General features: G+C 58.2%; 21 protein-coding genes. 7 read left to right on the top strand and 14 right to left on the bottom strand.

Annotated features, from left to right (window positions below; translation table 11 throughout):
- Positions 1-76: 76 nt before the first annotated feature.
- The 3 genes from EKM95_RS02025 to EKM95_RS02015 are packed head-to-tail and all read right to left on the bottom strand — an operon-like array spanning position 77 to position 3,652.
- Positions 77-994 carry an FAD:protein FMN transferase gene (locus EKM95_RS02025; protein ID WP_125696165.1) on the bottom strand — a complete coding sequence of 306 codons (918 nt, stop codon included), beginning with the start codon at positions 992-994 and terminating at the stop codon, positions 77-79.
- Positions 991-2,760, bottom strand: a complete 1,770-nt coding sequence (locus EKM95_RS02020; RefSeq protein ID WP_125696164.1) for a class I mannose-6-phosphate isomerase — start codon at positions 2,758-2,760, stop codon at positions 991-993. Before EKM95_RS02020 ends, EKM95_RS02025 begins: the two co-directional genes overlap by 4 nt.
- A complete protein-coding gene (locus EKM95_RS02015) occupies positions 2,753-3,652 on the bottom strand; it encodes an ROK family protein (RefSeq protein WP_164510052.1) in 900 nt (299 codons plus the stop codon). Before EKM95_RS02015 ends, EKM95_RS02020 begins: the two co-directional genes overlap by 8 nt.
- A gap of 49 nt (positions 3,653-3,701) precedes the next feature.
- Here EKM95_RS02015 and EKM95_RS02010 point away from each other — a divergent pair, with 49 nt between their 5' ends.
- Entirely contained in the window at positions 3,702-4,451 is a 750-nt protein-coding gene (locus tag EKM95_RS02010) for a GntR family transcriptional regulator (protein WP_164510051.1), read from the top strand.
- Positions 4,452-4,710: 259 nt separating this feature from the next.
- Here EKM95_RS02010 and EKM95_RS02005 read toward each other — a convergent pair whose 3' ends face one another.
- On the bottom strand, positions 4,711-7,128 hold the full coding sequence (locus tag EKM95_RS02005; protein WP_125696161.1) for a glycoside hydrolase family 38 N-terminal domain-containing protein: 2,418 nt from the start codon (positions 7,126-7,128) through the stop codon (positions 4,711-4,713).
- A 190-nt stretch (positions 7,129-7,318) separates the two neighbouring features.
- Between EKM95_RS02005 and EKM95_RS02000 the strand changes: the two genes are divergently transcribed.
- Together EKM95_RS02000 and EKM95_RS01995 are read left to right on the top strand one after the other, a co-directional pair.
- Positions 7,319-8,383: a glycoside hydrolase family 172 protein gene (locus EKM95_RS02000; RefSeq protein ID WP_125696160.1), complete on the top strand. Its 1,065-nt coding sequence runs from the start codon at positions 7,319-7,321 to the stop codon at positions 8,381-8,383.
- 166 nt (positions 8,384-8,549) lie between these two features.
- Complete coding sequence (locus tag EKM95_RS01995; protein ID WP_125696184.1) at positions 8,550-9,158, top strand: nitroreductase family protein; 609 nt, start codon at positions 8,550-8,552, stop codon at positions 9,156-9,158.
- 74 nt (positions 9,159-9,232) lie between these two features.
- Here EKM95_RS01995 and EKM95_RS01990 read toward each other — a convergent pair whose 3' ends face one another.
- Together EKM95_RS01990 and EKM95_RS01985 are read right to left on the bottom strand one after the other, a co-directional pair.
- Positions 9,233-10,015 (bottom strand): sulfite exporter TauE/SafE family protein, encoded by a 783-nt coding sequence (locus tag EKM95_RS01990; RefSeq protein WP_125696159.1) that lies wholly within the window; start codon positions 10,013-10,015, stop codon positions 9,233-9,235.
- Between the two features lie 134 nt (positions 10,016-10,149).
- Positions 10,150-11,970 carry a beta-L-arabinofuranosidase domain-containing protein gene (locus EKM95_RS01985; protein ID WP_125696158.1) on the bottom strand — a complete coding sequence of 607 codons (1,821 nt, stop codon included), beginning with the start codon at positions 11,968-11,970 and terminating at the stop codon, positions 10,150-10,152.
- A 164-nt stretch (positions 11,971-12,134) separates the two neighbouring features.
- Here EKM95_RS01985 and EKM95_RS01980 point away from each other — a divergent pair, with 164 nt between their 5' ends.
- The gene (locus EKM95_RS01980; RefSeq protein ID WP_164510050.1) at positions 12,135-12,545 is read left to right on the top strand and encodes a pyridoxamine 5'-phosphate oxidase family protein; all 411 of its coding nucleotides are present in this window, start codon (positions 12,135-12,137) and stop codon (positions 12,543-12,545) included.
- Positions 12,546-12,619: 74 nt separating this feature from the next.
- On the opposite strand, the gene EKM95_RS01975 is transcribed toward EKM95_RS01980, so the two are convergent.
- From EKM95_RS01975 to EKM95_RS01960, 4 genes are all read right to left on the bottom strand, one after another.
- Positions 12,620-14,050, bottom strand: coding sequence for an NADPH-dependent oxidoreductase (locus EKM95_RS01975; RefSeq protein WP_125696156.1), 1,431 nt, complete (start codon positions 14,048-14,050; stop codon positions 12,620-12,622).
- 10 nt (positions 14,051-14,060) lie between these two features.
- A complete protein-coding gene (locus EKM95_RS01970; protein ID WP_125696155.1) occupies positions 14,061-14,669 on the bottom strand; it encodes an NADPH-dependent FMN reductase in 609 nt (202 codons plus the stop codon).
- Positions 14,670-15,007: 338 nt separating this feature from the next.
- Positions 15,008-16,645: a glycoside hydrolase family 13 protein gene (locus EKM95_RS01965; RefSeq protein WP_125696154.1), complete on the bottom strand. Its 1,638-nt coding sequence runs from the start codon at positions 16,643-16,645 to the stop codon at positions 15,008-15,010.
- Positions 16,646-16,834: 189 nt separating this feature from the next.
- Entirely contained in the window at positions 16,835-18,436 is a 1,602-nt protein-coding gene (locus EKM95_RS01960; RefSeq protein ID WP_125696153.1) for a glycoside hydrolase family 3 protein, read from the bottom strand.
- A gap of 72 nt (positions 18,437-18,508) precedes the next feature.
- Between EKM95_RS01960 and EKM95_RS01955 the strand changes: the two genes are divergently transcribed.
- The 3 genes from EKM95_RS01955 (at position 18,509) to EKM95_RS01945 (ending at position 21,882) form a co-directional block, all read left to right on the top strand.
- On the top strand, positions 18,509-19,453 hold the full coding sequence (locus EKM95_RS01955; protein WP_125696152.1) for a DHH family phosphoesterase: 945 nt from the start codon (positions 18,509-18,511) through the stop codon (positions 19,451-19,453).
- Positions 19,454-19,462: 9 nt separating this feature from the next.
- Positions 19,463-20,368: a hypothetical protein gene (locus EKM95_RS01950; protein WP_125696151.1), complete on the top strand. Its 906-nt coding sequence runs from the start codon at positions 19,463-19,465 to the stop codon at positions 20,366-20,368.
- A gap of 104 nt (positions 20,369-20,472) precedes the next feature.
- Entirely contained in the window at positions 20,473-21,882 is a 1,410-nt protein-coding gene (locus tag EKM95_RS01945) for a C69 family dipeptidase (RefSeq protein ID WP_125696150.1), read from the top strand.
- 87 nt (positions 21,883-21,969) lie between these two features.
- Here EKM95_RS01945 and EKM95_RS01940 read toward each other — a convergent pair whose 3' ends face one another.
- The 4 genes from EKM95_RS01940 to EKM95_RS01930 all read right to left on the bottom strand — a co-directional run bounded on the left by EKM95_RS01940 (position 21,970) and on the right by EKM95_RS01930 (position 24,769).
- Positions 21,970-22,359, bottom strand: coding sequence for an iron-sulfur cluster biosynthesis family protein (locus tag EKM95_RS01940; RefSeq protein WP_125696149.1), 390 nt, complete (start codon positions 22,357-22,359; stop codon positions 21,970-21,972).
- A 1-nt stretch (position 22,360) separates the two neighbouring features.
- Positions 22,361-23,506 carry a DNA adenine methylase gene (locus EKM95_RS01935; protein ID WP_125696148.1) on the bottom strand — a complete coding sequence of 382 codons (1,146 nt, stop codon included), beginning with the start codon at positions 23,504-23,506 and terminating at the stop codon, positions 22,361-22,363.
- A gap of 177 nt (positions 23,507-23,683) precedes the next feature.
- The gene (locus EKM95_RS11595) at positions 23,684-23,797 is read right to left on the bottom strand and encodes a putative metal homeostasis protein (RefSeq protein ID WP_164510049.1); all 114 of its coding nucleotides are present in this window, start codon (positions 23,795-23,797) and stop codon (positions 23,684-23,686) included.
- A 75-nt stretch (positions 23,798-23,872) separates the two neighbouring features.
- The gene (locus EKM95_RS01930; protein WP_379897281.1) at positions 23,873-24,769 is read right to left on the bottom strand and encodes a metal ABC transporter solute-binding protein, Zn/Mn family; all 897 of its coding nucleotides are present in this window, start codon (positions 24,767-24,769) and stop codon (positions 23,873-23,875) included.
- Positions 24,770-25,012: the final 243 nt, after the last annotated feature.

Below are 25,012 nucleotides of genomic sequence, written 5' to 3'. Positions count from 1 at the left end.
TAAATTCCGACAGGTAGACAAAAACAGCGAACGGATTTTTGTCCAGTTCGCTGTTTTTTTGCCTTTTATCCGAAAATTACCGCGCCAGCGTCAAGCCAAGCGCCTCATTTCGGCCATCTTGGTAGGCGAAGACCGCCCCGAGATGCGTCGGGTCGGCGAGCCAGTCCGCCGGGGCGTGGCCGGCGAAAAACAGGCGCTTGGCTTCCAGCTCCCCTTGAATCGAGGTCGCCGTGAAGACGGTGACGCCGGCCAAGTCGGTCTGAAGCGGCCAGCCGGTGCGCGGATCCAGCAGGTGGTGATACTTCACGCCATTTTTGACCAAGAAGCGCTCATAAATGCCCGAGGTCACGGCGGAGCAAGCCGGCAAAATGGTCGTGCCCAGGTCGACGCTGCGCGCGCGACCGGGATCCTGGACGCTGATCACCCACTGGCCATCTTCGCGGCGTGGCGACCGTCCGACTGTCAAAAGGTTTCCGCCCAGATCGATGATGCCCACGGTCACGCCATATGCCTGCCACAGCGCCTTGATCTGATCGGCGATGAAGCCCTTGGCGATGCCGCCCAGATCCAGCTCCATGCCGGCGGTGTTCAGGCGCACGGTCTGCGTCGCCGCATCCAGCTTGACGCCATCCGGGTGGCTCAACGCCAGGCCTTCAGCGATCTCCTTGGGCGCCGGGACATGCGCACCTGCAAAGCCGATCTTCCAGCGTTTGACCAGCGGCCCGATCAAGGCGTTGAAGCCAAAATTCTCCCGACTGGCGGCCACGGCCTGATCGATCAAGTCATAGGTCGCGCTGGAGACAGCGACGCCCTTTTCCCCCGCCGCATGATTGACCGCCATCACTTCCGATTGCGGCCGATTCACGGTGAGGCGATCCTCTTCTTTTTGAATCAGGACGGCGGCTGCCTCAAGCGCCGCATCGTCTTGCTCCCCAAAAACGGTCAGGTTGATGCGGGTGCCCAAGGCGTGTAATGTCCGTGTGCGTTTTGTCATCGTTGTTCCCTCACAAAAGCTTGCATCAAGATGGCTGGTTCCGTTGGCGTCAAATTGACCACGCGGTACGCACCGATCGTGGCCGGGACGATGAAGGTCTCGCCGAAATGATACGTTTGGGCAGGAAACTCATCCGTCAGGGACTCGACGCGAATGGCCGTGCCCGAAACCAGGTTCAACATGTTCACCCCGTGGTGCGCGTCGATCGTGCTCGGCTGGGCGGCCAAGTGATGGCGCCGGGTCTCGATGAACTCAAGGGCCTGCAGCCCGGTGTGCTCCTCTTGGTGGCCATCCCCGCTTACGACCGGTTCACTCGGATCGATCAGCTCGCGGCGGGCGAAGTCTTCATCAAAGGCCATGTTCGCGTTGGCCTCGCCATGCGCCAGGTGAACGGGCCGCGGCCGGCCGTCCAAGCCGATGCGGCCCCAATCCCAGAGCTTGAAGGTGAAAATATACGGCGTCTGGGAGATCTCAAGAATCACGGTATTGGCGCCGCCGCTGTGAATCGTCCCTGCCGGAATGGAAAAATGATCCCCGCGATGGGCCGGAAAACGGTTGATGAATTTTGTGTCATCAAAAGGCTGCCCGGTTTCCTGGGCGGCATGGAGCGCCGCAAAAAGTGGCCCCTTCTCGCAGCCATTTTTCACCCCGAGATAGACGCTGGCGCCTTCCCCCGCTTCGAGAATGTAGTAACTCTCACTTTGGGTGTAAGTCATGCCAAATTTGTCTTGGATATAATCGATACGCGGGTGGACCTGGAGGCTGAGGTTGCCACCGCCCATGGTGTCCAGGTAATCGAAGCGAAGCGGGAATTCGTTGCCAAAGCGGGCTTGGACCAGCGCCCCTAACAGTTGCATCGGTCGTTGGTGCACCAGGGCGATGGCCGGCACGCGAAGAAAGCCGCCGGTGAGGGCGAACTTCAGACTATTTTCCTCGGGCACGCCGTCAAACGCCCAGCCGTAATTGGGCACGGTTGGGTCGAGGGCAAATTGCTGCTTCATCCACTGGCCGCCCCAAACGCTTTGGTCAAAATACGGCACGAGCCGAAATGGGCGGTGTGCGGCGGTGTCCAGGCAGGCGGCCAAGGTCGCGGCAGATGCGAGGCGCGGGGCGTCGCGAGCGGTGGTGTCGAGGTACCAGTTCAGGCGCGGCATGTCGGCGTTGCGCTGCCGGTCGCCGAGGCGCCATTCGAAGAAATAACCGCGCTTATATTTGCGGAGCATGTCTTCGTCGCCGTTGGTCGCGTGCCAATTCGGTTGGCCGGCGCGCAGGCGCAGTTGGAGCTGCCAGCGGGTGATGTCGGCGTAGAGGAGCAGGTCCGGCTGGTCGACAAAGAGGCTGGCGGCGCATCCAATCACCACGATCTGACGGTCGCTGGCGTCGAGACGTGTTTTCACTTCTTGGCGGGTCGTCTCCGGGAAAAAATCGGCGAAGACTTGATGCGACAGCCGGCCAAAGACGCGGTCATCGGTGAGCTGCTGGGCGAGTTGCGCGGTCAATTCGGCTGGGGCAATGGCGAAGTCGTCGGCGTTAACGACCTCAGCGTTTGGCCAGGTGGCTTCAGCGAGTTGGCGGATCGCCTGCTGGTCCACGCCGGGGAAGCAGTCGATCACGATGCGCTTGGCGTGGCGACTGAGGCGGTCGTGTTGAAGGGCGGCCACGATGGCGGCGGTGCCTGTTTCGACGTGGCCGGCTGCCTCGATCTGCGGGTCGCGGTCATACGGCACGCCCGGATGAAGTCCGGCCACTGCCTGTTTTTCAGTCATGTGCGTCTTCCAAAATGGCGACCAGACCGCGCATGGTACTCAGGCTCGTCTGGGCACTCTTGCGGACCGGAACCTGCGCCTGGAGCTCGGGCAGGCCCGGTTCAAACAGCCCAAAGCCAGCGGAGACGCCGCCGCCGATCGCGAGGTCATCTGGGGCAAAGCGCGACACAAATGGTAAAAGCGCGTCTTGAATCGCGGCCCCAAAATCGCGGAACGCCTGTTGGGCCATGGGGTCACCGGCTTCGGCGCGGCCAGCCAACGCGGCACCATCGCTTGCGTCGCTTCCGGCGGCCTTGGCAAACCGCATCAGGCCTTGGTTACACAGCCAATCATCGATCACGTCATCTTTGAACGGCACCGGGTACAGCATCCCCTCGTCGTTCAAACCGTATTGGGCGTCGGTGAGCACCTGGCCGTCGATGATGAAGCACGACCCGGTGCCGGTGCCCAGCGTGATGTACATCCCGCGCTTGCTGGCTCGGTCCGGCCGCATCGCGTATTCGCCGCGGCCAAATGCGGTGGCGTCATTTTCAAACAACACCGGCACGTGCACGCCGTAATGATCGGCGAGCACCTGGCCAAATGCCGCTTTGAGATCGACGCCATACAAGCTGTCGTATTTGCGCCGGCCGTGCATCAAACTCTTCCCCGCCGCATAGTCGAAGGGGCCGGGAAAAGACGAGGCGAGCCCCGCGATATCGGCGGGCGCGATGCCACTGGCGTCGACGACATCACAGATCAGGTCGGCAAAATGCGCGAGCAACGCGTCTGTTGGCAGGTCTGATTTGGCCGCATAGTGTTTTGGCTGCGTCCAGCCGAACTGCCCGTCTTCGCTGAAGGTGTTGCCCTTGATGCCGGTGCCACCAACGTCAAATAAGATATATTGCTTCAATAGTTTTCTCTCCTTAATCCGTGATAGAATCGGGGCATGGAGGCCGTCTATGGCAAACTCGCAAGCTCCCCTATACCAACAAGTCGCGATCGATCTCACGCGCCGCATTCAGGCCGGCGAATGGGCGCCTGGCAGTCCACTGCCCGCGGAGGAAGTCCTGGCGGCGCATTATGCGGTCAGTCGCATCACCGTGCGCAAGGCGATTGGCGTCCTGATCGCCGCCGAATCTGTACAGAAACGTCGCGGAGCAAGCGCGACGGTAGCCAGTGCGCAGAATCCGGTGCCGGCCGCGACGGTGATCGCCCCGCCGACCGGATTCATTCAGGAACGCTTCGCCGCGGAAAAACAGACCCGCTTCACGCTCAATCCAGCGTATGCGGATGCACGGCTGGCGGCGCGACTTCAGGTGCCAGTTGGAACGGCGCTGTGGTGCCTGACGCGCCATGTGTTCGACGCGGACGGCATGGTCGCCTTGTTTCAGACTTATTTTACCGCAGAAGCGCTTTCTGTTGGGCGTTTACGCCAAAGTCTCAACGGCGGTCATTCATTTTATGCTTTTTTGCGCGGCGAGGCGCTCTCACCTCAAGTCCAGCGCGAAGAGATCACGGCGCTGGACGAAGATGCCGGACTGCGCGCGATCTTCGGGTTCAAAAACGCCCGGCCGCTGCTTCGTCGCCAACGCGTGGTGGCCAGTGCCAGTGGAAATTACCGCGAGTATAGTGATTGTTATTATGCGGCGGACCGCTATCGGTTTATCTTGGACTTTGCCAGCGATGGGCATGAGGCGGAACCGTTTTAAGTGGATCTGGCGGTTTGAGCTGTGTCTAGTAGGTCGGATAGATTTGCTAGCCACAAGAAAGGCGCAGCGATGGTGATCTGCGCCTTTTTGCGTGCAATCGGGGCGGCTCGACTATCTGCTCGACCGTCCCGCGGGCCTACGCACCCTTAGTTGGGCTTCGCCGAGCAGGGGCGGGACAGATAGTCGTCCCAGACGCCTGATGGCAAAGAACGCCATCAAACGCCCAGGCCGCACTATCTGCCCACCCCTAAGCGCTCGGCTACGCACCCTTTTCATTCGTCGCAATTGTCACCACGCCTTGTGCCTGCGTCCGCAGTGCGGCCTGCGCATCGTCGAGGTCGGTGGTTGTGGCGGTGAAGAGGTCGAATTCGAATTCGTAGAAGCCGGCGAGGTCGACGTTGAAATTGGTCTCCCAGAAATTGTTCATGAGCCAAGCGAAGACCTGCTCGTGATTTTTCGCCGCGGTGTCAGGGCCGGCCAACTCGATCTGGTGTGGGCGTAGGCTGCCCAAGGTGATGAGCGGCGTATCCTGCGGGCAAACGCCGAGTGTTTTCCCTGCTTCATCGCGATAGAGAAAACCCGAGTCCAGCGCCCAGAAATCGGCGTTGGTGCCTGGCAGCTGGTCGATCGCCGGGCGAAAGAGCTGGTCGATCTTTTCCGCATAAAGATCGCTGGTCGCCGCAAACGGCAAGGAGACGTACAGGTTTTCCGGCGCCCATGTACTGTCTTTATGGACGCGCACCGAGGTCTGAATCAGCGGGAGGTGCTTGTAGAATTTGAGTTGCACCGAATAAAGCTGGGTGCCTGTCAGGGAAAAATCGAGGACGACCGTCTGATAGACCGGGCCATCCGCGATGGTGCGGATGTCGGTCAGCTGCGAAAGGCTGCGCTGAACGCCATTGCCTTTGCGGTTGCGGCCCATCCGCCGGCGCTCGTTACATGGATCAGTTTTCACCGGGGTCACTTCATACACGCCGTAGAATGCAGGCGCCAGTGCATCCTCGCGTAACAGCGAGCGGCCCGTCGACTTGTCGGTGAGTGAGGCGATGCCGATCGTGCCATCCAGCCGGTATTCATAGTCGTCGGTCTCAATGACCAGGTCACTGGCCACGCCGGGATGCGCAATATCGCGGACCCCTTCTGTGCCGCGGGCAAAGCCCAGATAGCGGGAGTCGACTGCCGCGTTTTTCCCGAGCCTGATCGCGTAACGGCGAGTCTCTTTTGGCGCGAGATGCGCGGTGATGGTCACCTCATAGGCGCGCGGGGTGCCTGCGATCTGGCGCGGGACCGTGGCGCCCGTCTGGAGATCCACCACCTCCAGATACGGCAGAAGCGCGTCGCACATCCGGTGGCCCTCCAGCAGCTCCGGATACTCGAAATTCAGCACGGCCGGCACGTCGACGGCGCGGTCATGCGGATTGATCACCTTGTACGTCTTATGGCGATTGGCGCGCGGGGTCGCCATGTGGTAGTCGTAAAGCAGCTGCTGGTTGAGGTAGTTATTGGCCAACACCGAGGCCTGCGTGGCAAACGCCGCCTTGCGAAACGAGAGCTCGTTGACCATCGTGTTCCATGGCTCGGAAACGGAGGACGAATAGCCCCAAGTGTGTTCGGCATACAGCATCAATTGATGGCGAATCGCGGCCGCCGTTGGAAGCTGTTTTTCAGCTGGAGTCGCGAGCAATTGCCCCACATGATACCGGCGCTGGGCGTTGCGGTAGATCTTCGTGGCGGCCGGCGTCGAGCCCACCCCATCGGCCCACCAGTCGTTCCAATCGCCCCTGTATGTTGGCAAGGCGCTTAGGTCCTGACTGCGCAGATACGCGAAAAATTGGTTGAGGCCGATCAGCTGAATGCGGATCTCATCGCCATATTGCGCGTTCCATGCCGCGATCGAAGCCAGCAGCGCCTCATTTGGCCCGGCGTTATCGGAAACATAGCCGGAGATCATGGCCGGCGCGAAATCATAGGCATACCCGCGCGCCGCCAACGCCTCGAAGTAGTTAAAAATACGGTCGTGCGCGATCGGCATCTGAGGCGAAGTGATGTCGCCGTTATGTTCATCGGAGATCAGGTAACTCATTTGGCCGCCGGGAATGATGTACAGCTCGTCGCCAAACTGGTAATGCGTCCCGTTCCAAACGAGGAGCTTGCGGCCATCCGCGGTTTGCCACCAAAACGGCACCTGGTCCTCAAACAGCGGCGGGGTGCCGTGATGGCCGTGCACGCAGGTAAAGAAATTGTCGATCTGATTGTCCAGCAAGGCGTCGGCATAGGCCCAACCAAACCCGTTGACGTCACAGGCCATGCCGGAATCCAATTTGCGCTCCAGCGTGTTCGCCCAGGCGCGCCCTTCGCCGAGCACATCCGTCAACACGTCTTTATCCACCAACTCGGTCATGTTGAAGGCGTTGAGCGACACGTCGATGTAGCCGCGCTCGACATACTCATCGAAGCGGCGTTTTTCGGCGTCGGTCGCTTCGCTAAAAAAGTTCTGCACCTGCCAGTAATTTTCACAGGTCCAAACGAAATCTGTGTGCCCATTTGCCTTGAGTTCCTGGTCGATGATCGCCATCGCCTGGCGAATGAACTCGACGTGCTGCAAGGCGATATCTTCCTGGCGGTCGGTGTAGCCGATATCCGTGTGCGAATGGTTGATCAAAAACAGCGTCTTCATTGGGTCTCCTCCTAATTTGTCTTGTCAGCTCGAGTCTACGACAGCGCTTGCAGGTTGGGTAGTCTTTTTCAAAACGCCGGTGTAGCGAGGTTTAACGGCGGTTGTATGCTCACGTCGCAAAACTGAGACTTGTGTTTGGACGCCAAAGTCGGATGATATAGATGAAAACGGTCTCATAGGAGGAAAAAGGATGTCATTGTTGACAGATGCGAGTCGCTGGCACGAGGCGCGCTCACGCTCCCTTTCTGCGGAAAATCCGACAGGGGAGCCGGGATGCGGCGGGCGCGCCACCACTGGCACAGGTGCTTCGGCTGCCCGCGAGCTCGGCGTTGGCTGGAAGGTCTCGCCTTCCGTGATGGTCGAACCGGGCGCGACGCAATTGGTCGGAGCGATCACCGGACCGGGTGTGATTCGCCACATCTGGCTCACCTGCCCACCTGAAGTCTGGCGCGAAACGGTGCTGCAGTTTTTCTGGGACGATGCCGCTGTCCCGGCCGTGAACGTGCCACTTGGCGATTTTTTTTGCGAAGGCTGGGGCCAGCGGTGCAACGTCAATTCCATGGCCGTTGCGGTCAATCCGGCCGGCGGAATGAATTGTTACTGGGCAATGCCGTTTCGCAAAAATGCGCGCATTCAGCTGATCAATTTGGGCGACCGGGAATTTCCGCTTTACTACCAGGTCGACTACACACTTGAGGAAGTGCCGGCTGACACGCTTTATTTTCACGCGACCTGGCGCCGCAGTGACCCCTTGCCTGCAAAAACGCTGCACGAACTGGTGCCGCAGATCAGCGGGCGCGGGCAGTATGTCGGGACGTACTTGGCATATGAATCCCACAGCACGGGCTGGTGGGGAGAAGGCGAAATGAAGTTCTACCTCGATGAGGATCGAGAATTTCCGACGATCTGTGGCACCGGCACTGAGGACTATTTTGGCGGCGCCTGGAACTTCGAACAACCCGCCGGTGAATACGGGCGCTATTCGACGCCTTTTCTCGGGCTGCCTCAGGTGATCAAACCAGATGGCCTGTATCAAAGTCAGCCGCGGTTTGGCCTGTATCGCTGGCATCTGGCCGACGCGATTCGCTTCACAATGGGGCTGCGGGTGACACTTCAGTCGCTGGGCTGGCGCAGTGGCGGCCGCTATTTGGCGCAACAAGATGATCTCGCCACCACTGCCTTTTTGTATTTGGAGACGCCGGGATGTGAGGCACTGGCACAGACTTTGACGGCCGATCAACTTGAGATTCTGTGACTGGGGCTGGGCACGAGTTGGGTCGCAAGACCAATTGACACCGGTTTCATTGGTGATAAACTGAACATAACGGGCGGCGAATATGGACCGTCCCCATCGGCAGTAGCTTGCAAAGGGAGGCATTCTTTTGACAGAAGAATTTAAGAACAATGATTTTGCAGACGTGATGCTCAACCGCCATTCGGTCCGCGAATTTGACCCAAGCGTGACCATCGACCGCGCCGAATTGACCGCGATGATCCAAGAAGCGACCACCGCGCCATCTGCGTGCAACTTGCAGTCCTGGCATTTTGTCATCATCGACACGCCGGAAGCCAAGGAGAAACTCAAGCAGGCGGCGATGAAGTTCAACTACCCGCAAGTCGACTCCAGCTCGGCGATCATTTATATCGCCGGCGACACGCAATCGCACAAGGTCTACCGCGACGTCTGGACCAAGGTCTATGAAGCCGGCAAGATCTCGAAGGAAAAATTGGACCAGATCTTCAACTCCTTCCTGCCACTGTACGAAAATGCCTCGCCAGAATTTTTGACCTTGGACGCGACGATCGACGGCTCCATGGTGGGCATGCAGCTCCTGTTGGCGGCCCGGGCACATGGCTATGAGGCCAACGCGTGGTCCGGCTACGACTTCAAGAAGATCATCCCCGCAGTGGGCCTTGACCCGAAGCGCTTCGTGCCTGTGATGGCCATCGCGATCGGCAAGCCAGCCGCTGGGGCCGACATCTTGAAGACCGACCGCTATGATGTGAACTCGCAGATCTCTGTTTTGTAAGGCTCGTGAGAATCAATGAGGCGCAGACCGATTTTTCCGTCTGCGCCTCTTTTTACGTGCAATGGTTGGCGTGGTCACCGCACCACCAGCATCACACCGTTATACAAGTTGATCACGATCACCGCGACCAGCATTAGCTGAAAGACGCGCGTGACCTTGGCCGGGCTTAGCACATGGCTGAAATGCGCGCCAAGCAAACCACCGACGATCGCCGCTGGGACAATAAACCACAGCATACCCAGGTCGAAGTCGCCCAGCCGGCCAGCCACCGCGATCGAGACCAATTTCGCCAATCGGGAGAAAAAAATGGTGGCGATGGAATACACCGTGGCGGCCTTGATCGGCATGCTGAACAGAAGCATCAATAACGCCACGTTGATCGGCCCCCCGCCGATGCCGAGCAAGCTCGCCAAAAACCCGAGGACAATGCCGCACAGGATGACCCACGCGGCGCCTCGCAGCGCCAGCGTTCCCCAGTGGTAAACGGAATTGAGCAGCGCAAACAAAATGGTCAAAATGGTGAGCGTGATCTGAATGGCGAGCACCGGGGCATCGCCAAGCGCTGCCAACAAACTGGTGAGGGCACGCTCCCCCAGTAGCCCGCCGGCCAGCGCCTCGATCGCCAGCCAGAGGATCATTTTCAGCTGAAGCCGGACGCCATGGCTGACTTGGCTGATGGTCGAGACGATCGACATGGTGAATACCGCCACGGTCGACAGAAATGAGACTGAGGCGACGCTGTCATAGCCGATCACGTCGAAGACTGGCTTGATGATCACCCCGCCGCCCATGCCAGAGATCGCGCCAAGGGCATTGCAGACGACGATAACCACCGCGTAAAGCAACCCGATCCACATAAAAAGCCCTCCCCGTTATACTTTGCTTGTAAGCAAAGTATAACGGGGAGGGCGCGCTGGTTCCTAGCACAGCGGCCAACAAGTTGATTCAACTGGGTGAGTCAAGTGCGGCCTGGGGCGTGCCGGTGTTTCGTTTAAGGCCGCGGATCGATCGTCGGAAATTCCGCGATGCGCAGTTTGGCGCCGCCATAAGGGACCAGCTCAAGTGCGGTCGCCTCGCCTGCATCCACGTTGTACGGCGGTTCGTCCGCGGAGTTGCCGCGCATGTCCCAATTGTTGAGGCGCCAGCCCGTGGTGCGCAGGCTGATCGGCGAATGCAGGCTGTCAAAGACCTGGCCATTGACGAGTGACGCCGCCGAATTTTCCACGACCTCAAACTTGGCATGGGTGGACAGGCCATAGCGCCACTCGGATTCCGGGGTCAGGCCAAAATCCGGATACGGCTGGTTGCCAAAGAGGCGCTGCCAGTGTTCCTTGATCGGCAAGGCAAATAGTAGCGGGCCGTACAAAACCCCGGTGGCACGATTGGCGCGCGGCGCAAAGCGGACATCTGCGCCAAATGCCAGGGTCAGCTGGTCGCCATCTTGGACGGTGAGCACCAGGTAGCCGTCTTGCGGGGTCAGCGGCCGTGCCTCACCATTGACGGTCAAGGTCGTGCCCGTCGCCCAGGTCGGCACGCGCAGTTTGAAGATGAACGGCGCCTCGGTGGTCACAGCGAAACTTGCGCCCAGCGTGAAGGGATAATTGCTGGTGACATCGATCTTGCGCGCGCCATCTTGCACCGTGGCCGGCACTGGCGAGACGCACACGAGGCCATCGTTGTCCTTGAGCCAGGTGCTCGCCACGAATTTTGGCCAACCCTGATGCATGTTGGCCAGACAGCAGCCAAAATGCGGCTCCAGGCCAAAGGTGTTCGCGTGGTCATCATTTTGCGTCCAATTGCGATGGGCAACATCGGCGCGGACTTGGTTGACCTGTTGATCATACTGATGGGCGGTCCAGTCGCGACTGATAGTGGCAGGCAGTGCGTTGAAGGCCAGGCGCTCGAGGCGGTCGCCGAGACTGCTGTCGCCAAAAACAGCGGTCAACGTCTCAAACGAGAACATTGCCTCGACGATCGAGCATAATTCGGTGCCCTGCGTGGGATCGGTACCGGACAGCCATTCATCGCCGGAAAACAGGCCATGGAGCTGGCCGTGATAAGTCTGAAGCGTCGCCCACGCATTTTCAAAATCGGCTTTGGCCTGCGCATCGCCATCCAGTTCATAGGCCAGCGCATAACTCTTCAGCGACATCGCGACGTTCACGACATGATTTTGGTGCGAGAAAAAGCGGGTGTAGCGGCGGAACGGAAAATTCTTGTACAGATCGGCCCAGTCAGCTGTCTGCTTGCGCAAGATCGCGATCAAGTCGAGAAGTTGGTCGTCCTCCGTCTTGCCATACAGCCAAAGCAGGCTCATGATCTCATCCCAGCCGCGCGCCTCGCCCCAATTAGTCAGCGGCCATTCCTCAGTATGCGCCAGATGATAATGCGCGTACTTGGTCATCAGGGGCACGACCCGCGCGTCGCCGGTGGCTTCCTGATACTGAATCAGCACTTTCAAAGCAACCATCCGCGGCCACCAGTCGTCATTGGTGGCGGGGCCAAAGAAGCCGTCTTCACTCTGACTATTCAAGATCCATTCGATCCATGGTTGAACCTTGGCGATCAGCTTTTCGTCGTTGAGCAAATAAGCCAGTGGCACCAGGCCATCGAGATAATACGGGCCGCGCTCCCAATCCTCACCGTCGCCACCCTTCCAGGCACTATTTTTCACATCGTCCCAGTGATCTTCAAGGCCGCCAGTCAAGCCGTTTGCCTGAATGCGCAGCTGGTCTCTGAGCCAGCCGGCCGGGTGAATCGCGCCCAGCGGCAGGTGGGTGAACCGCGCCGTGTCGTGCAATGTTGTCGTCATTTTTGTCCTCCAATAAAGCGCTTTCGATTTCTGCTTTATTGTAGCAAGACGCGGCCGGCTTGCAAGCTTTGTCCGCACTTTTATACCAAAATCGCGATGCGGCTTGAAAAGCGCTTGCAGGCCTGGCTACAATGAAGGGGAACACAGAAATGGAGGTCCTTCTTATGGACGCAAAAACAGAAGCACAACGTATTTTGACAGAATCCGGCCAGGTCGCCGTTGCCAGCTTGACCACGGATGGCAGCGCGCCAGATGTCCGCATCGTCTTGTACACGTATTTGAAAGAGGCGAACACCTTGCTGTTCATGACGGCGGGCAATGCCAACAAGGTCGCGGAATTTGCCGCACATGACGCCGCCGCCTTCACCACCCTGCCGATCGGCGAGACCAACGATGTCGTGCGGGTCCGCGCCGCCAAGATCAATGGCATCACGCCGGATGAGGCCCAACTCGCGCAATACATGGCTGCGTTCCCGCAGACGGCAAAATACGCGGCACACGGGACCTTCTTCGCCCTGACTTTCAGCGAGGCGGATGTCACCGTGAAAAATCAGGAATCGACTGTCGAATTTTAGGCAGTATCGACCTCGCTTTCCTAGAATCAAAAAACCACGTCCAAAGTCAGGCGTGGTTTTTATTTACATTAGAATCAGATCTCTGTCGCGCCGGTCACGGCATCTGGAAAAACAGGCGTCGGGACGGATTCACTTGCCCCCGTCGAGGCGTCGGTCTTGGAAGCACTCGTCGACGCGTCGGCCGCCGTATCGGAACCGGATTCAGAGGCTCCGGTTGAGGCATCCGGCGTTGGTGTTGGGGTCGCGCTGGACTCGGACGCGCCGGTCGAAGCATCCGGCGTCGGCGTTGCGGCTGGCGTGCTGGCTGATTCGGAAGCACCCGTTGAGGCATCTGGCTTGGCAGCGGCGCCGGCTTGAGAAGCCCCTGTTGTCGCATCCGCTTTGTGGCTTGGATCCTGCACAAGTTTTTGGCCCGTCCGCTTGAGGTAGTCCGCGATGATCGGCCAAATGTCTAGCACCCATTCGTTCACACCGCGATACCGATCGTCGGCGTCGCGCATGGCACGGTAAAAATGCATGATGTATTTTTCATTGACCTTGTTGCCTGGCACCGGCATGGACACCAAGTCGGTCTGATGTTGGCGAAGCGCCCAGATCACCTGCTGCACATGGGCAACGGCACGTGGTGGGTGCACTTCAGAGGCCATGTCCCCGACCTGTTTTGGATACCGTGGCGCCAACATGTCATCATGATCCAGGGCATGGTTGTAATAGATGAATTGGTCGTTGTCATCCATGTAGGTTAATTCCATCGGCATGGAGTTGAGGAACCAGTTCAGCTGATCGACCGTCAAAAGCCCGCGATCGAGCTCGACATATTTGTCGCCATTGACCGCACCGGTCTTGGCTGCGCCTTGCTCGACCCAATCGTCGCTGCGCGGAATGTCGATCGAGGTATCGACCGGATGGTGGCCAGTGAGATCCTCTTGCAGCCAAGGCTGGGCCGCTTTTTTCTCCTGCATCGCCGCCAGCACATGGACCCACTTGACGAACTTCGTGATCACCGTACCTAAAAACGCGACGGTGCGTTGGTCCTTCAGGTTGCCCAACTCATCAAACGCATCCTTGGCATTGGCCAGCAAAAATTCGTCGCCGGGCATCACCAAGGCGCCGACACCCGGGGCTTCAAGCACTTGCCGCAGGGACAACTGGGCGCGCGAGGAGCCTTGATCATGCCAGGATGCGCCAAGAATCAGGACCGGCTTGTTGGCCAGGGGGTGCAGCTTGTTGGACAGCCACTCGATAATATTTTTCATGGCTGGGGCTAAGGTGTGGTTATGTTCTGGCGTAGCGAAGATCACGCCGTCTGCCTGCTCGATCTTGCGCGCCAGGTACAACACCGCGGCGTTTGCGCCGGTGTCCTCGTCCTGGTTGAAAACAGGTACGTCGTTGATGTTCAATACTTCAATGTCCGCCTGGGCCGCATATTGATTGGCCGCAAACACAAGGAGCTGGCGGTTAAAAGATTCTTCGGCAATGGAGCCGGCAATCGCAACTAATTTCATGACGTTCCTCCTAATCTTTGACCCAATCAACAGAGCTGGCTTGCTTCTTGATGGCTGCCAGGGACCCGACGAGCTCCTGGGTGATCTTGCCAAACACGCCAAACTCCTTGAACAACACATCCAGCGGCGCGACCAATTGTGGATCCTTGAGGTCACCATTTTCATCAAAGGCATCCAAGGAATGGCCGACTAAAAATTCGGAGCTCGGCATCACGCTGGCACGCACTTCCGGTGAATCGAGGATCTGGCGCAATTGAGCCTGCGCGCGCGAGGTGCCTAGGGAGCCATATGACGCGCCAACGATCATCACCGGCTTGCCGGCCAGCGGATCGATGCCATACGACAACCAGGCCAGGGCCGAGCTCAAAACAGCCGGCACCGCGTGGTCATATTCGGGGGTGGCGATGATCACGCCGTCCGCCTCTTCGATCTGCTTGGCCAATGCGGTCACCTGGGCGGGCAACTTTTTGCCCGGATTTTTCATGAACAACGGCCAGCCGCCGATCTCGGCGATGTCGATCGTTGCTTGGTCCGCAAAATGCTGCTTCATGTAGGCAATCAGCTGGCGATTGGTCGAATGCACCGCGTTTGTGCCTGCAATTCCAATATAGTGTGTCATGATCATACTCCTTCAGTGAAAAGATCGACCCGCTCGAGGCGGCTTCTACCTGCTCATTATAGCGGAAACCGATTACATATTTCTGCCTTTTTTTGCAGGTGTATACGGGGCTTATAAAATAGCTGCGGAAGGACGCAAAAAGTGGCGCAGACGGATTTGACCGTGTGCACCACTTTTGAGCTGAGGCAGGCGAAGCAGCTCGCGGGCCGCCGCACTTGCAGTTGGGCGCCGCGCGGCAGGTCTGAGGCATCTAGTTGACCCAGTCACTCGGGACTCAGACCTGCCCCAAGCGTCTGGGCCAAACTAGCTGCACGACCATAAACGCGCACCTTCGCACCCTATTTCAAATAAACTTTCACTTCATACGGCCGCAGTATTTCCCCTTGATCACCGGCATAGTTGCTCAGCAGCAGTTTGCCTTCGCCTTTTGCCCGCGCCAAGGTCACCGGTTGCGCCGTGAAGTTGGCGGTGAGCAGAAGCGTTTGCCCATTCAGGTGGCGGGTGTAACTCCAGGTCTGCTCGTCGTCCGGGTCAAGTGGCGTGAAATCGCCGTATGTGATGATGTCGTATTGTTTGCGCAGGGCGTTCATCTTCTGATAGAAGGCGAAAACAGAATCCGGGTCGTCGACTTGGTTCTCGGCGTTGATGTCCGTGTAGTTCGCGTTGACCGCGATCCACGGGTCGATGCCTTCACGAGTGAAGCCGGCGTTGACGCTGTCGTCCCATTGCATCGGGGTGCGTGCGTTGTCGCGGCTGACGGCGTGAATCCCGGCCATCATTTGCGGATGCGTCAGGTCGCGTTTTTCCTCAACATGCTCGCGATACGCGTTCAACGTCTCGATGTCGCGATAATCCTCGATCGAGTTGAAGCTGTGGACGTTGGTCATGCCGAGCTCTTCGCCTTGATAAATGTACGGCGTGCCCTGCATGAAATGAAGCACAGCGCCGAGCATCTTCGCCGAAAGCACGCGGAAGTCGCCTTCATCGTTGCCAAAACGTGACACTACCCGCGGCTGGTCGTGATTGTTCCAGTACAGCGAGTTCCAAGCCTTGCCGTTCAGCTCTGTTTGCCAGCGCGCCATGATTGCTTTGAGCTCGCTGAGCAAGAACGGATGCTGGACCCATTTGCCAAACTTTGGATCCTGACCGATGTCCATGTGCTGGAACTGGAAGATCATGTTCAGCTCGTGGCTGTCAAACCCGGCGTATTTCAAGGCGTCTTCGGGCGTCACCCCGCCTGTTTCGCCAACCGTGATGCAGTCGAAATGGCGGAGCACCTTCGCGTTCATTTCCTGAAGGTATTCGTGCTCCCGCGGCCCATTTGCCGGCCACTCAGTCAAGCCAGTCAGATCATCCGGCTTCGAGATAAGATTGATGACATCCATCCGAAACCCATCGACGCCCTTATCCAGCCAGCGCGTCATCATGTCGAATACATTGGTGCGCACCGCCGAATTCGCCCAGTTCAGATCGGGCTGCTTTTTGGAAAATAGATGCAGGTAATATTGACCCGTCGCGTCGTCGAATTGCCATGCGGAGCCAGAAAATGCGGCTTCCCAGTCATTTGGCGCATGCCCGTCGACCGGGTCCCGCCAGATGTAGTAATCCCGGTACGGGCTGGTCTTGCTGCTACGGCTCTCGATGAACCACTGGTGCTCATCGGATGTGTGATTGACGACCAGATCCATCATGATCTTCAAGCCGAGCTTGTGGGCGTCGGCCAGCAGGCGATCAAAGTCCGCCATGGTGCCAAAATCGGGCTGAATCGCCTCGTAGTCGCTGATGTCATAGCCATTGTCATCATTTGGCGACGCGTAGATCGGGTTGAGCCAGATCACCGTTGCCCCGAGCTTTTTGATATACGGCAGGCGCTGACGAATCCCTTCCAGATCGCCGATGCCATCGTTGTTGCTGTCTTGAAAAGAGCGCGGATAGACCTGATAAACGACCGCTTCTTGCCACCAATTTTTTGCCAATTTGTAAACGCCTCCAGTTTTCTTATCAGCTCTACGCTAACATTTCTGCGGGCACATCTCAATTGAAACGCGGTAACAGATTGCCGCCGCGGCGAGTGGAAAACAGAGCTGAACGCAAAAAGGCGTCGGATGCTCATGGCACCCAATGCCTTGTTTCAACGAGCTACTATTTTTTCCTGAAGCGCACGACTATTTTCGCCGGCGCAGGGTCACGACACCGCCCACGGCCACAATGGCGACCAACAGCACCCCGGCAGCCAGCGTCAACCAGCTGTGCAGGCCCCGAGCGGTTTGATCCGGCTTAGTCTTGGCCTGCACCGCATCGTCAGAACTGCTGGCCGTCTTGGCGTCCGTCGCTTTGGCCGAAGATGAGGGGGCCTTGCTGCTGGCGTCTTTTGGCGCAGCCGCAAGCACCACTGTGGCCGTTGCGACGCCGGCCTGGTTGACTGTCAAAACGGCGCGCTGGACGTTGCTGGTCAGCGGCAGCCGTAGCGAAAAGGTGCCGTCGTTGGCCAAGGTGCTCGTCGCCAAGGTCTTCTCGCCTTCCTTGGCCGCGATCTTCGACCCGCCGGATACTTTGCTGGCGATCACGCGGCCTGTGATCGTCGCGGTTTTGCCAGACGTGGTCGTCTTGGTCACCGTGACGCGCGGCGTCTCGACCATCGCCGCCGTCACTAGGCCCAACTTGACCTTGAGTTGAAGAATGTGGCGCACCGCGTTATCCAGCTGCGCCATCGTGATCAACCCATTTGTCACGGCGGCCTTGATGGCGGGAATGCCGGTCGCATAATCGTCGGCCATCACGCCATCGTTGCCGGCTTCGACCGCCAGCACATCCGGGGTGCTCAGGTTATGGGCGGTCGCAAACTGTTTGATCGCGCCCATCGCGAGGTCGTCGGTGATGATGACGCCTTCGAAATGCAGGTCGCCGCGCAGCAATTTCACGACTTTGGCCGACAGCGAGGCCGGATAGTCGGGGTCGATCGCAGACATGACGATATGGGTGACCATCACGCTGTCCACGCCAGCGTTGATGCCCGCCTGAAACGGCACAAGATCCTCAGCCTTCAGCGTCGCCAGCGGCCGGTCGACCGTCGCGAATTGGGTGTGCGTGTCGATGGCTGAGCCGTAGCCAGGAAAATGTTTGAGCGAGGCGGCCACGCCTTGTTTTTGAATCGCCGGCACCACCTGACTGATCACATTGGCGGTATCGCCATAGGACATCCCCATGGTGCGCGCGTAGATAAAGCTGTTCGGGTCGCCTGAGACATCGGCGACCGGTGCAAAATTCCAGTTAACGCCCAGTGTTTTCAACAGCTGCGCACTCGTTTCGGCGGCCTTCACCACCGCCGCCGTGCCGCCCGAAACAAAGCTTTGTTGCGGGCTGGGAAAACTGCGACCCGCGCTGATGGCGGCACTATCGGACAGACGCGACACAGTGCCGCCTTCTTGATCCGTTGCGATCAACAGGGGCAACTTGCTTGCGGCCTGAAAGCCCGCGAGTTTTGCCTGCATCGAGCTGACGGTCTGGCCGGAAAAATCCGTGCCAAACAGAATCAACCCGCCCAGATGATACTGCGCGACATCATTTTGCGCCTGCGCGACACTGGCCGGCGTCCGGCTGATGAAAAGCTGCCCGATCTTTTCATCCAGCGACATTCGGTCGATGTAGCGATCAAGTGTCGCGGTGTCGACCTTTGGCAAACTCACTGCCTGAACTGGTTGTGTTGCCCCAGTCCCCAGCATGACCGCAGCTGCAAGGGCCGCTGTCCCCATTTTCCACCCTGTCATTGCGCACCCCTCTTTGGCTTGCTTTTCTACAGTCTACTACTAAACTGAAGAAGAGCGAATAGGAGGCACATTATGGTAGACATCCAAACACAGATCATGGACGCGGTGCGCGCCCATGACACGATCATCATCCACCGCCACGTCAATCCGGACCCGGATGCTTTTGGCTCCCAGCTGGGCCTGGCCGAGATCTTGCGCGAGGCTTACCCAACCAAGCATATTTTTGCAGTCGGCGAACCCGAGGCGCGGCTGGCCTGGATCGGCGTCCCCGACCAGGTCGATGATGCCGTGTATGACGGCGCCTTGGTGATCGTCATCGATACCGCCAACACCGAGCGCATCGCCGATAGCCGATACGATCAGGGCGCGCTTTTGATCAAGATCGACCATCATCCCAACCGCGAACCATTCGGCGACTTGCAGCTGGTGAACACCCATGCGAGCTCCAGTTCCGAGATCGTCGCCGATTTGGTGCGCGACACGCCCGACCTCAACTTGTCGCAAGCCAGCGCGGCAAAATTGTACGCCGGCATCATCGGCGACACTGGCCGCTTCTTATTTGATCTGACCACCCCGCACACGCATGAGGTGGCCGCCGAGTTGATGGCCACGGGCATCGATGCCCCGGCGCTTGGCCGCCAAGAGGATGAATTATCTCCCCGCGGCGCCAGTTTGATCGGCTACGCGCTGAGCAACGTGACCGTGTCCCCCAATGGCGCGGGTTCCCTGCTCATCACCCAGGACCTGATCGCCCAATTTGGCTTGGCCCCCGGTGAGGCGCAAATGGCGGTCGGATTCATCGGCAAGCTCGACACGATCAAATCATGGGTCGTGTTCACCGAGCGCGACGACGGCCGCTACCGCGTGGAACTGCGCAGCAAGCAGGCGCCGATTCAGCCGCTGGCCATTGCCCACGGCGGCGGCGGCCATCCGCTGGCAAGCGGGGCGATCGCCGATGATAAAGAAGAAATGCAGGCCATCGTTCAGGAACTCGACGACTTGGTCAAAACTGTTTAGGAGGGTCCCATGCCATTTTCATTCGTGCCTTACCATCCCGCCGCATTAACAGGGGTCCAAAACCCGGCCGACGTGGAACGCTTCAACGCTCACCTGCCCAACGCGCGGCTCGTTTTGGCCGGCGACACCCCACTGGCCGCAGTTACCCACTGGAAAAATGCGGTGCATCCGCAATTGATGCCGGTGGCCGTTTTGCTGGCCGAAAACTGCCCCACCGAGCTTTTCCCCGCCTTGATCGAGGCGATCGTCGCCAACTGGCTGGCAATCGCTAAGGCGCAGCATTTCGCCGGCATCAGCCTGACCACGCAAAGCGACGCGACGGCGCTGGCCAGCGAACTGAACATGCGCGGCATGCGGCGCGTGCGGACGACGTATTTGCCGGCAGTGCCGCTTAATGCCGTGACTCGCGAGCAGACGACGGCGGCCGGCGACGGTGACGGCGTTGATTCCGAAACGACTGCTTCGCCGGTGGCTGCAGGGCGCGTCCTGACCTTACGCGCGCTCTTAGCCACGCAGCCACTGGCGACTACCTTCAAGACGACTGTTCAGGCCGCGTATGCCGCTGTCCATCAGCTCAACCCAGTCCGCGAAATGACGCCCGATGAGTGGTGGCACCTGATCGAAACAGACTTATTGCAGGACCTCCCCACGGGCTTGATCGATGCCACTGGGCAGGTGCGCGCCTTTGTGTTGAGCTACCGCGCCAGCGCCACGGCGGCGGAATGCGGCTATGTTTTCGGTGAGAAAAACGACTTGTTGCCGCTGTGGCAAACGGTTATCGAAGCCCTGCAGGCACAGGGATTCACGACGCTGACCGGTGAGTTCGACGACACCGACCCCAGCGCCTTGGCAGTTTTGACCACCCTGCCGCAAGCCGGGCTCGCGGAACTGGCCACGTTCGTCATTAAGTTCTGACGGGTCAAATCGGCGATGCTGCCCCGTCCTTTTCTGGCAGGCCTGATTTTTCCCGCGGTCTGCCGTACAATGAGACATGAAACTATCTGAAAGAAGCGATTCAAATGACCAAACGCATCAAAGGCTCCTGCACTACGATTCTGGTAGGAAAAAACGCGACAATCGATGGCTCGACCATGATTGCCCGCAACGAAGACGGCTATGCGCCGCTCAATCCGGAAAAATTCGTCGTCGTGAACCCGGCCGACCAGCCGCGGCACTATCAGGCGGTGCTGTCCAAGTTCAACCTCGACCTACCCGACGACCCGTTGCGCTACACGTCCACCCCGGATGCCGTTGACGGCCACGGGCTGTGGGCGGCAGCCGGCATCAATAGTGAAAACGTTGCGATGACCGCCACTGAAACGATCACCACCAACTCCCGCATCCTGGGCGTGGATCCGCTGGTCGATGACGGGCTCGGTGAAGAGGACATCACGGCGATCGTGCTGCCTTACATCCATTCGGCGCGTGAAGGGGTCAAGCGGCTCGGCGCGCTACTCGAGCAATACGGGACCTATGAGACCAACGGCATCTGTTTTTCCGACAAGGACGAATGCTGGTACTTCGAAAGCATCGCCGGACATCATTGGGCCGCGATTCGCATTCCGGATGACGCCTATGTGATCGCGCCGAACCGCTTCAATATCGATGACTTCGATTTCGACTCGGATGACACCCTGTTTGCCTCGGACCTGCCCAAGCTCATCGACCAGTATCATCTCAATCCGGACCGCGATCGCGTCGACCTGCGCCACATTTTCGGCTCGGCGACGATCAAGGATACCCGCTACAACAACCCGCGGGCGTGGTACGGCCAGAAGTACTTCAACCCGGAGATCGAACAGGATCCGTTCGACCAGGACCTGCCATTCATCTGCCGCACGCAAAAGAAGATCAGCATCGAAGACGTTAAGTTCGTGCTGAGCTCCCATTATCAAAATACGAAATATGACGTTTACGGCTCGACCAACACCGACGCGGAAAAGAAGCTGGTCCGCCCAATCGGCATCAACCGTAACCAGGAGCTGCACATTCTGCAGATTCGCAATGATGTCCCCGCCGCGATCGCCGGGATTCACTGGCTCGCGTATGGCCCGAACACGTTCAACGCCATCATTCCGTTTTACGCGAACGTCACCGACACGCCGACGCAATACAAGAACACGACAGAACACTACAGCCAAGGCAGTCAGTACTGGCTGAGCTACCTGCTGGCGACGTTTGGCGACTACGACTTTTCCTTGTTTGAAGATCAGGAGAACATTTTCGAGGAAAATACTGTCGCGGCTTGCCGGCACCTGCAGATCGAGGCGGATGAAAAAGCTGCCAGCGAATCCGCGCTGTCCGATTACCTGGAGACTGTCAACCAGCAAATGGCCGACATTTCCTTCAACAACTCAAACAAGCTGCTCGGTCAAATGATCGACCTGGCCGCCCCACTGATGAAGTTGCAGTTCACCCTGCACGACTGATTCGATTGGACGCAAAAACGCTCGCAACAAGCAGAGCTTCTCTGCTGAGTTACGAGCGTTTTTTTGCGTACAGAGGCTGCGGGTTTTTCAGCAGGTCTCCCCGTTGATCGTCGTGCCTTGCTTGAAGGCCGCAAGCACGGCTTTGCCATCCGCGATGCGAACACTATTGTCCAGCAAATGCGCGTTGTCCTTCAACGAGATCTGCGCGTTGGCAAAATCCAAGGTCAACCCGGCCTGCATGAAGATCAGGTCATAATCTGAGGTGTAGATCGCCAAGCCTGCCTTGTTTTCAAGGCGCACCGGATAGTCTGGGTCTGGGGCATCCAAGATGATCAGCGTGAAGGTCGTGCCGATGCTGCACGCGCCGCCTTGCAGGGAATACTTGCCGCCGCCATCATCTGTGATCAGAACGATGACCTTATCCGCCAAGTGTTTTGCCTGCATCAATGCCACAAATGAATCCGTTAATGTGATCATGTCAGTCTTCCTCTCCGACCGGGTAGCTCGTGATCAGCAGATGCGCCACGTCGCGGGTATTCCGGTTCTTAAAATTGACACCATACGTCTTATCAAACGTGGTCACATGCAGGACGCGCCCGTCTGGCAGCAGCTGGCCCGCCGGATACAGCGCGCGAATGAACGGCGTGTCCTTGATCACCAACTGCCAATTTGCCAACGTCTGGGTGGTCAGGAAGGTCGCCAGTCGTCGCTGCTCATTTTGGCCAAAATCGTGCTGGGCGTAGGTTGAAAAATCGCTGTCGTAAGGCGGATCCAGAAAAATGAAGTCATCAGTCTGGGGCGCGGCCTGCGTCAAAAAGTCGGCGAAATCGCCGCAATACAGCGCCGTCTTGTTCAGTAGCGCGCGCATCGCTGGCGCCTGATACGCCGAGACGCGATGCGCGAGGGTGATATCGTTGTATGTTTTGCCACCATAGGGCACATTAAAGGCCCCCGTCTTTGAGTAGCGGAACATCCCCGAATAGCAGTACTGGCGCATGTTCAGATACAGCGCCGCCTGCACGCCAGGCGTTTCGGCCGCCATCTGGTTGAACCGCGCCCGCCAATAAACGTACAGTGAGGACTTGAAGGCCGTGTGGAGAATCGCATCGCGGTCGGTGGCGCTGATCAGCACGCCGTTTGCCGCCTGCTTTGTCAAAAATCGGAGCTTGCGCGCCAAACTCGCCGGCAGATCCGCGAAAAAGATGGCGCTCGCCTGCGCCGGCACAAACGTCATCACAGTCGCGTGGGCGGCGGCCCAGGCCGCGACGAGCACTTTGATCTGGGCCGGCTGGCGCATGCCAGTTTGAATCAAGGAATCCAGAGACTCACGATGGCGTGGGATAAAGGCGTCGACGGCAAGCCACGCCTTGTCCATTTCCGCTAAGGTCGCAAAAAAGTCGGGATCTTGGGTCTGCACGGCGCGATACAACCCAATCAACTGCGCGCTGTAGTCGTTGATCGCATACGCTTCGCCGATGTCCGCTGCAGCCAGCGCAAAATAAACGGCGCCACCGCCAATAAATGGTTCGAAATAATGATCGACCCGGGGCGGCAACGCGGCCATGATATACGGCAATTCGCGCGTCTTGCCACCTGGGTATTTTAATAGAGGCGAAAGTGTCACGGGCCAGTCCTTTCTTTGACGCGTTTTGATCAATAGTTGAACGCAAAGGCCATTATATCACGGAATGCGCGTCGCGGAAGACGCCTCAGCAAGGACCAAGCCCGCCTTGCAACTACTGCACAAAAACAGCCGACCCCATGCGCGAAGGTCGGCTGTTTTCGGTATGACAGAGCTAATTTACGCAGTTTTGCGTCGTTTCAATGATCTGATCAACGCCAAGGCGCGCCTACGCGTCTTGATGTTTGGACTTTTCGTCTGGCGGCGAGCGGTCGCCACGTCGTTTTTCGCCATTCTCTCACCTCCCAGTACCAGCGCTGTTGCGGCAAAATTGTGAGCTCCGACTCTCGTCACCTGCCCTGCGCGCCGTTATTTGAGTAATTTCGCCAGCTGTTGATACTGCTGAGACATCCAGGTCACATACGTCATCCCGGCTGGTAGCGTCTCCGTCACTTCAAGCATCGGCACCCCTGCCTGCTTGCATTCCGCAGCGAGCTCGGAGACAAGCTTGCTGTCGACTTGAATGTTGCGAACGAAAAAGGCGATCTTCTTGTTCTTGATGTCGGTCTTCAATGCGGCAAGGTCGGCCGGACTGGGATCGTTGTCATCCTCGATCGCATTGGCAAAGTGCTCATCAGAAACGGTGTACCCCATCGCACTCAAGGCGTTGTTGAAAACAGGCTCTGAAACCGCAACACGCTGGCCATTAGCGCCTTGCTTAAGCTTGGCGATCAAGTCCATCACCGGCTGCAACTTCTTGATATAGGCCGCTGCATTTTTCTGATAAGACGCTTTATTGGCCGGGTCCCGTTTGGCAAAATCCTTGGCCAGCGCGTTTGCGATCTTCGGCATCGCGTCTGGCTTGTACCAAATATGTTCGTTCTCCCCGTCCTTGACGCCGACGATCTGCGCCGCGGTGATCAATTTTGCCTTGCCACTCGCCTTCACGAGCTTATCCATCCAGCTGTCATAGCCGGCGCCGTTTGCCAGCGCGATATCCGCCTCAGCGACCGTTTTACCGACAGCGGTGGTCGGTTCATAGTCATGCGGATCGATCTCAGGCTTCGTGATGATCGACGTGACATGCCCGTGCGACCCCAGCACCGCCTTGGCGACTTCGCCATAAAAATCGACAGTCGCCACCACATTCAATTGCTTTTTGCCCGTATCATGTGCGGAACTGCTACTGCTGCAGGCACTCAGCGCAAGGCCCAAGGTGACAATAGCGACCAGGCCCAACGCCCACCGAATAAAATGCTTCAAGATGCTCCCCCTTTTTTGATCAAACGTGCCGCGTTTGTTCTAAACGTAACGGTTACGATTTAACGGTTTTGAGAATACCAGCTACGGAACGGACTGTCAAGGGCGCTTCGCCAAATTATTGGGCGTCGAAACAGTTTTTACAAACGCGACCCAGATCGTTACAAGATCGATAACTGTTTGCGGTCATGCTTTTACATTTGAGTTGATAGGCTGAAATAAGCGGTCCGAGGACCGGAATATTGACCT

The organism is Lacticaseibacillus yichunensis, from assembly GCF_003946405.1.
Taxonomy (GTDB): domain Bacteria; phylum Bacillota; class Bacilli; order Lactobacillales; family Lactobacillaceae; genus Lacticaseibacillus; species Lacticaseibacillus yichunensis.
This window is presented reverse-complemented; position numbering and strand designations above follow the sequence as displayed.

What these genes read in the sequence shown, in the direction of transcription:
- EKM95_RS01975 (WP_125696156.1), bottom strand. Translation starts at nt 14,050, where the DNA reads ATGAAATTAGTTGCGATTGCCGGCTCCATTGCCGAAGAATCTTTTAAC.
- EKM95_RS01960 (WP_125696153.1), bottom strand. Translation starts at nt 18,436, where the DNA reads ATGACAGGGTGGAAAATGGGGACAGCGGCCCTTGCAGCTGCGGTCATG.
- EKM95_RS01955 (WP_125696152.1), top strand. Translation starts at nt 18,509, where the DNA reads ATGGTAGACATCCAAACACAGATCATGGACGCGGTGCGCGCCCATGAC.
- EKM95_RS01945 (WP_125696150.1), top strand. Translation starts at nt 20,473, where the DNA reads ATGACCAAACGCATCAAAGGCTCCTGCACTACGATTCTGGTAGGAAAA.
- EKM95_RS02000 (WP_125696160.1), top strand. Translation starts at nt 7,319, where the DNA reads ATGTCATTGTTGACAGATGCGAGTCGCTGGCACGAGGCGCGCTCACGC.
- EKM95_RS11595 (WP_164510049.1), bottom strand. Translation starts at nt 23,797, where the DNA reads ATGGCGAAAAACGACGTGGCGACCGCTCGCCGCCAGACGAAAAGTCCA.
- EKM95_RS01995 (WP_125696184.1), top strand. Translation starts at nt 8,550, where the DNA reads ATGCTCAACCGCCATTCGGTCCGCGAATTTGACCCAAGCGTGACCATC.
- EKM95_RS02025 (WP_125696165.1), bottom strand. Translation starts at nt 994, where the DNA reads ATGACAAAACGCACACGGACATTACACGCCTTGGGCACCCGCATCAAC.
- EKM95_RS01980 (WP_164510050.1), top strand. Translation starts at nt 12,135, where the DNA reads ATGGACGCAAAAACAGAAGCACAACGTATTTTGACAGAATCCGGCCAG.
- EKM95_RS02010 (WP_164510051.1), top strand. Translation starts at nt 3,702, where the DNA reads ATGGCAAACTCGCAAGCTCCCCTATACCAACAAGTCGCGATCGATCTC.
- EKM95_RS01940 (WP_125696149.1), bottom strand. Translation starts at nt 22,359, where the DNA reads ATGATCACATTAACGGATTCATTTGTGGCATTGATGCAGGCAAAACAC.
- EKM95_RS01950 (WP_125696151.1), top strand. Translation starts at nt 19,463, where the DNA reads ATGCCATTTTCATTCGTGCCTTACCATCCCGCCGCATTAACAGGGGTC.
- EKM95_RS02005 (WP_125696161.1), bottom strand. Translation starts at nt 7,128, where the DNA reads ATGAAGACGCTGTTTTTGATCAACCATTCGCACACGGATATCGGCTAC.
- EKM95_RS01970 (WP_125696155.1), bottom strand. Translation starts at nt 14,669, where the DNA reads ATGACACACTATATTGGAATTGCAGGCACAAACGCGGTGCATTCGACC.
- EKM95_RS01990 (WP_125696159.1), bottom strand. Translation starts at nt 10,015, where the DNA reads ATGTGGATCGGGTTGCTTTACGCGGTGGTTATCGTCGTCTGCAATGCC.
- EKM95_RS01985 (WP_125696158.1), bottom strand. Translation starts at nt 11,970, where the DNA reads ATGACGACAACATTGCACGACACGGCGCGGTTCACCCACCTGCCGCTG.
- EKM95_RS02020 (WP_125696164.1), bottom strand. Translation starts at nt 2,760, where the DNA reads ATGACTGAAAAACAGGCAGTGGCCGGACTTCATCCGGGCGTGCCGTAT.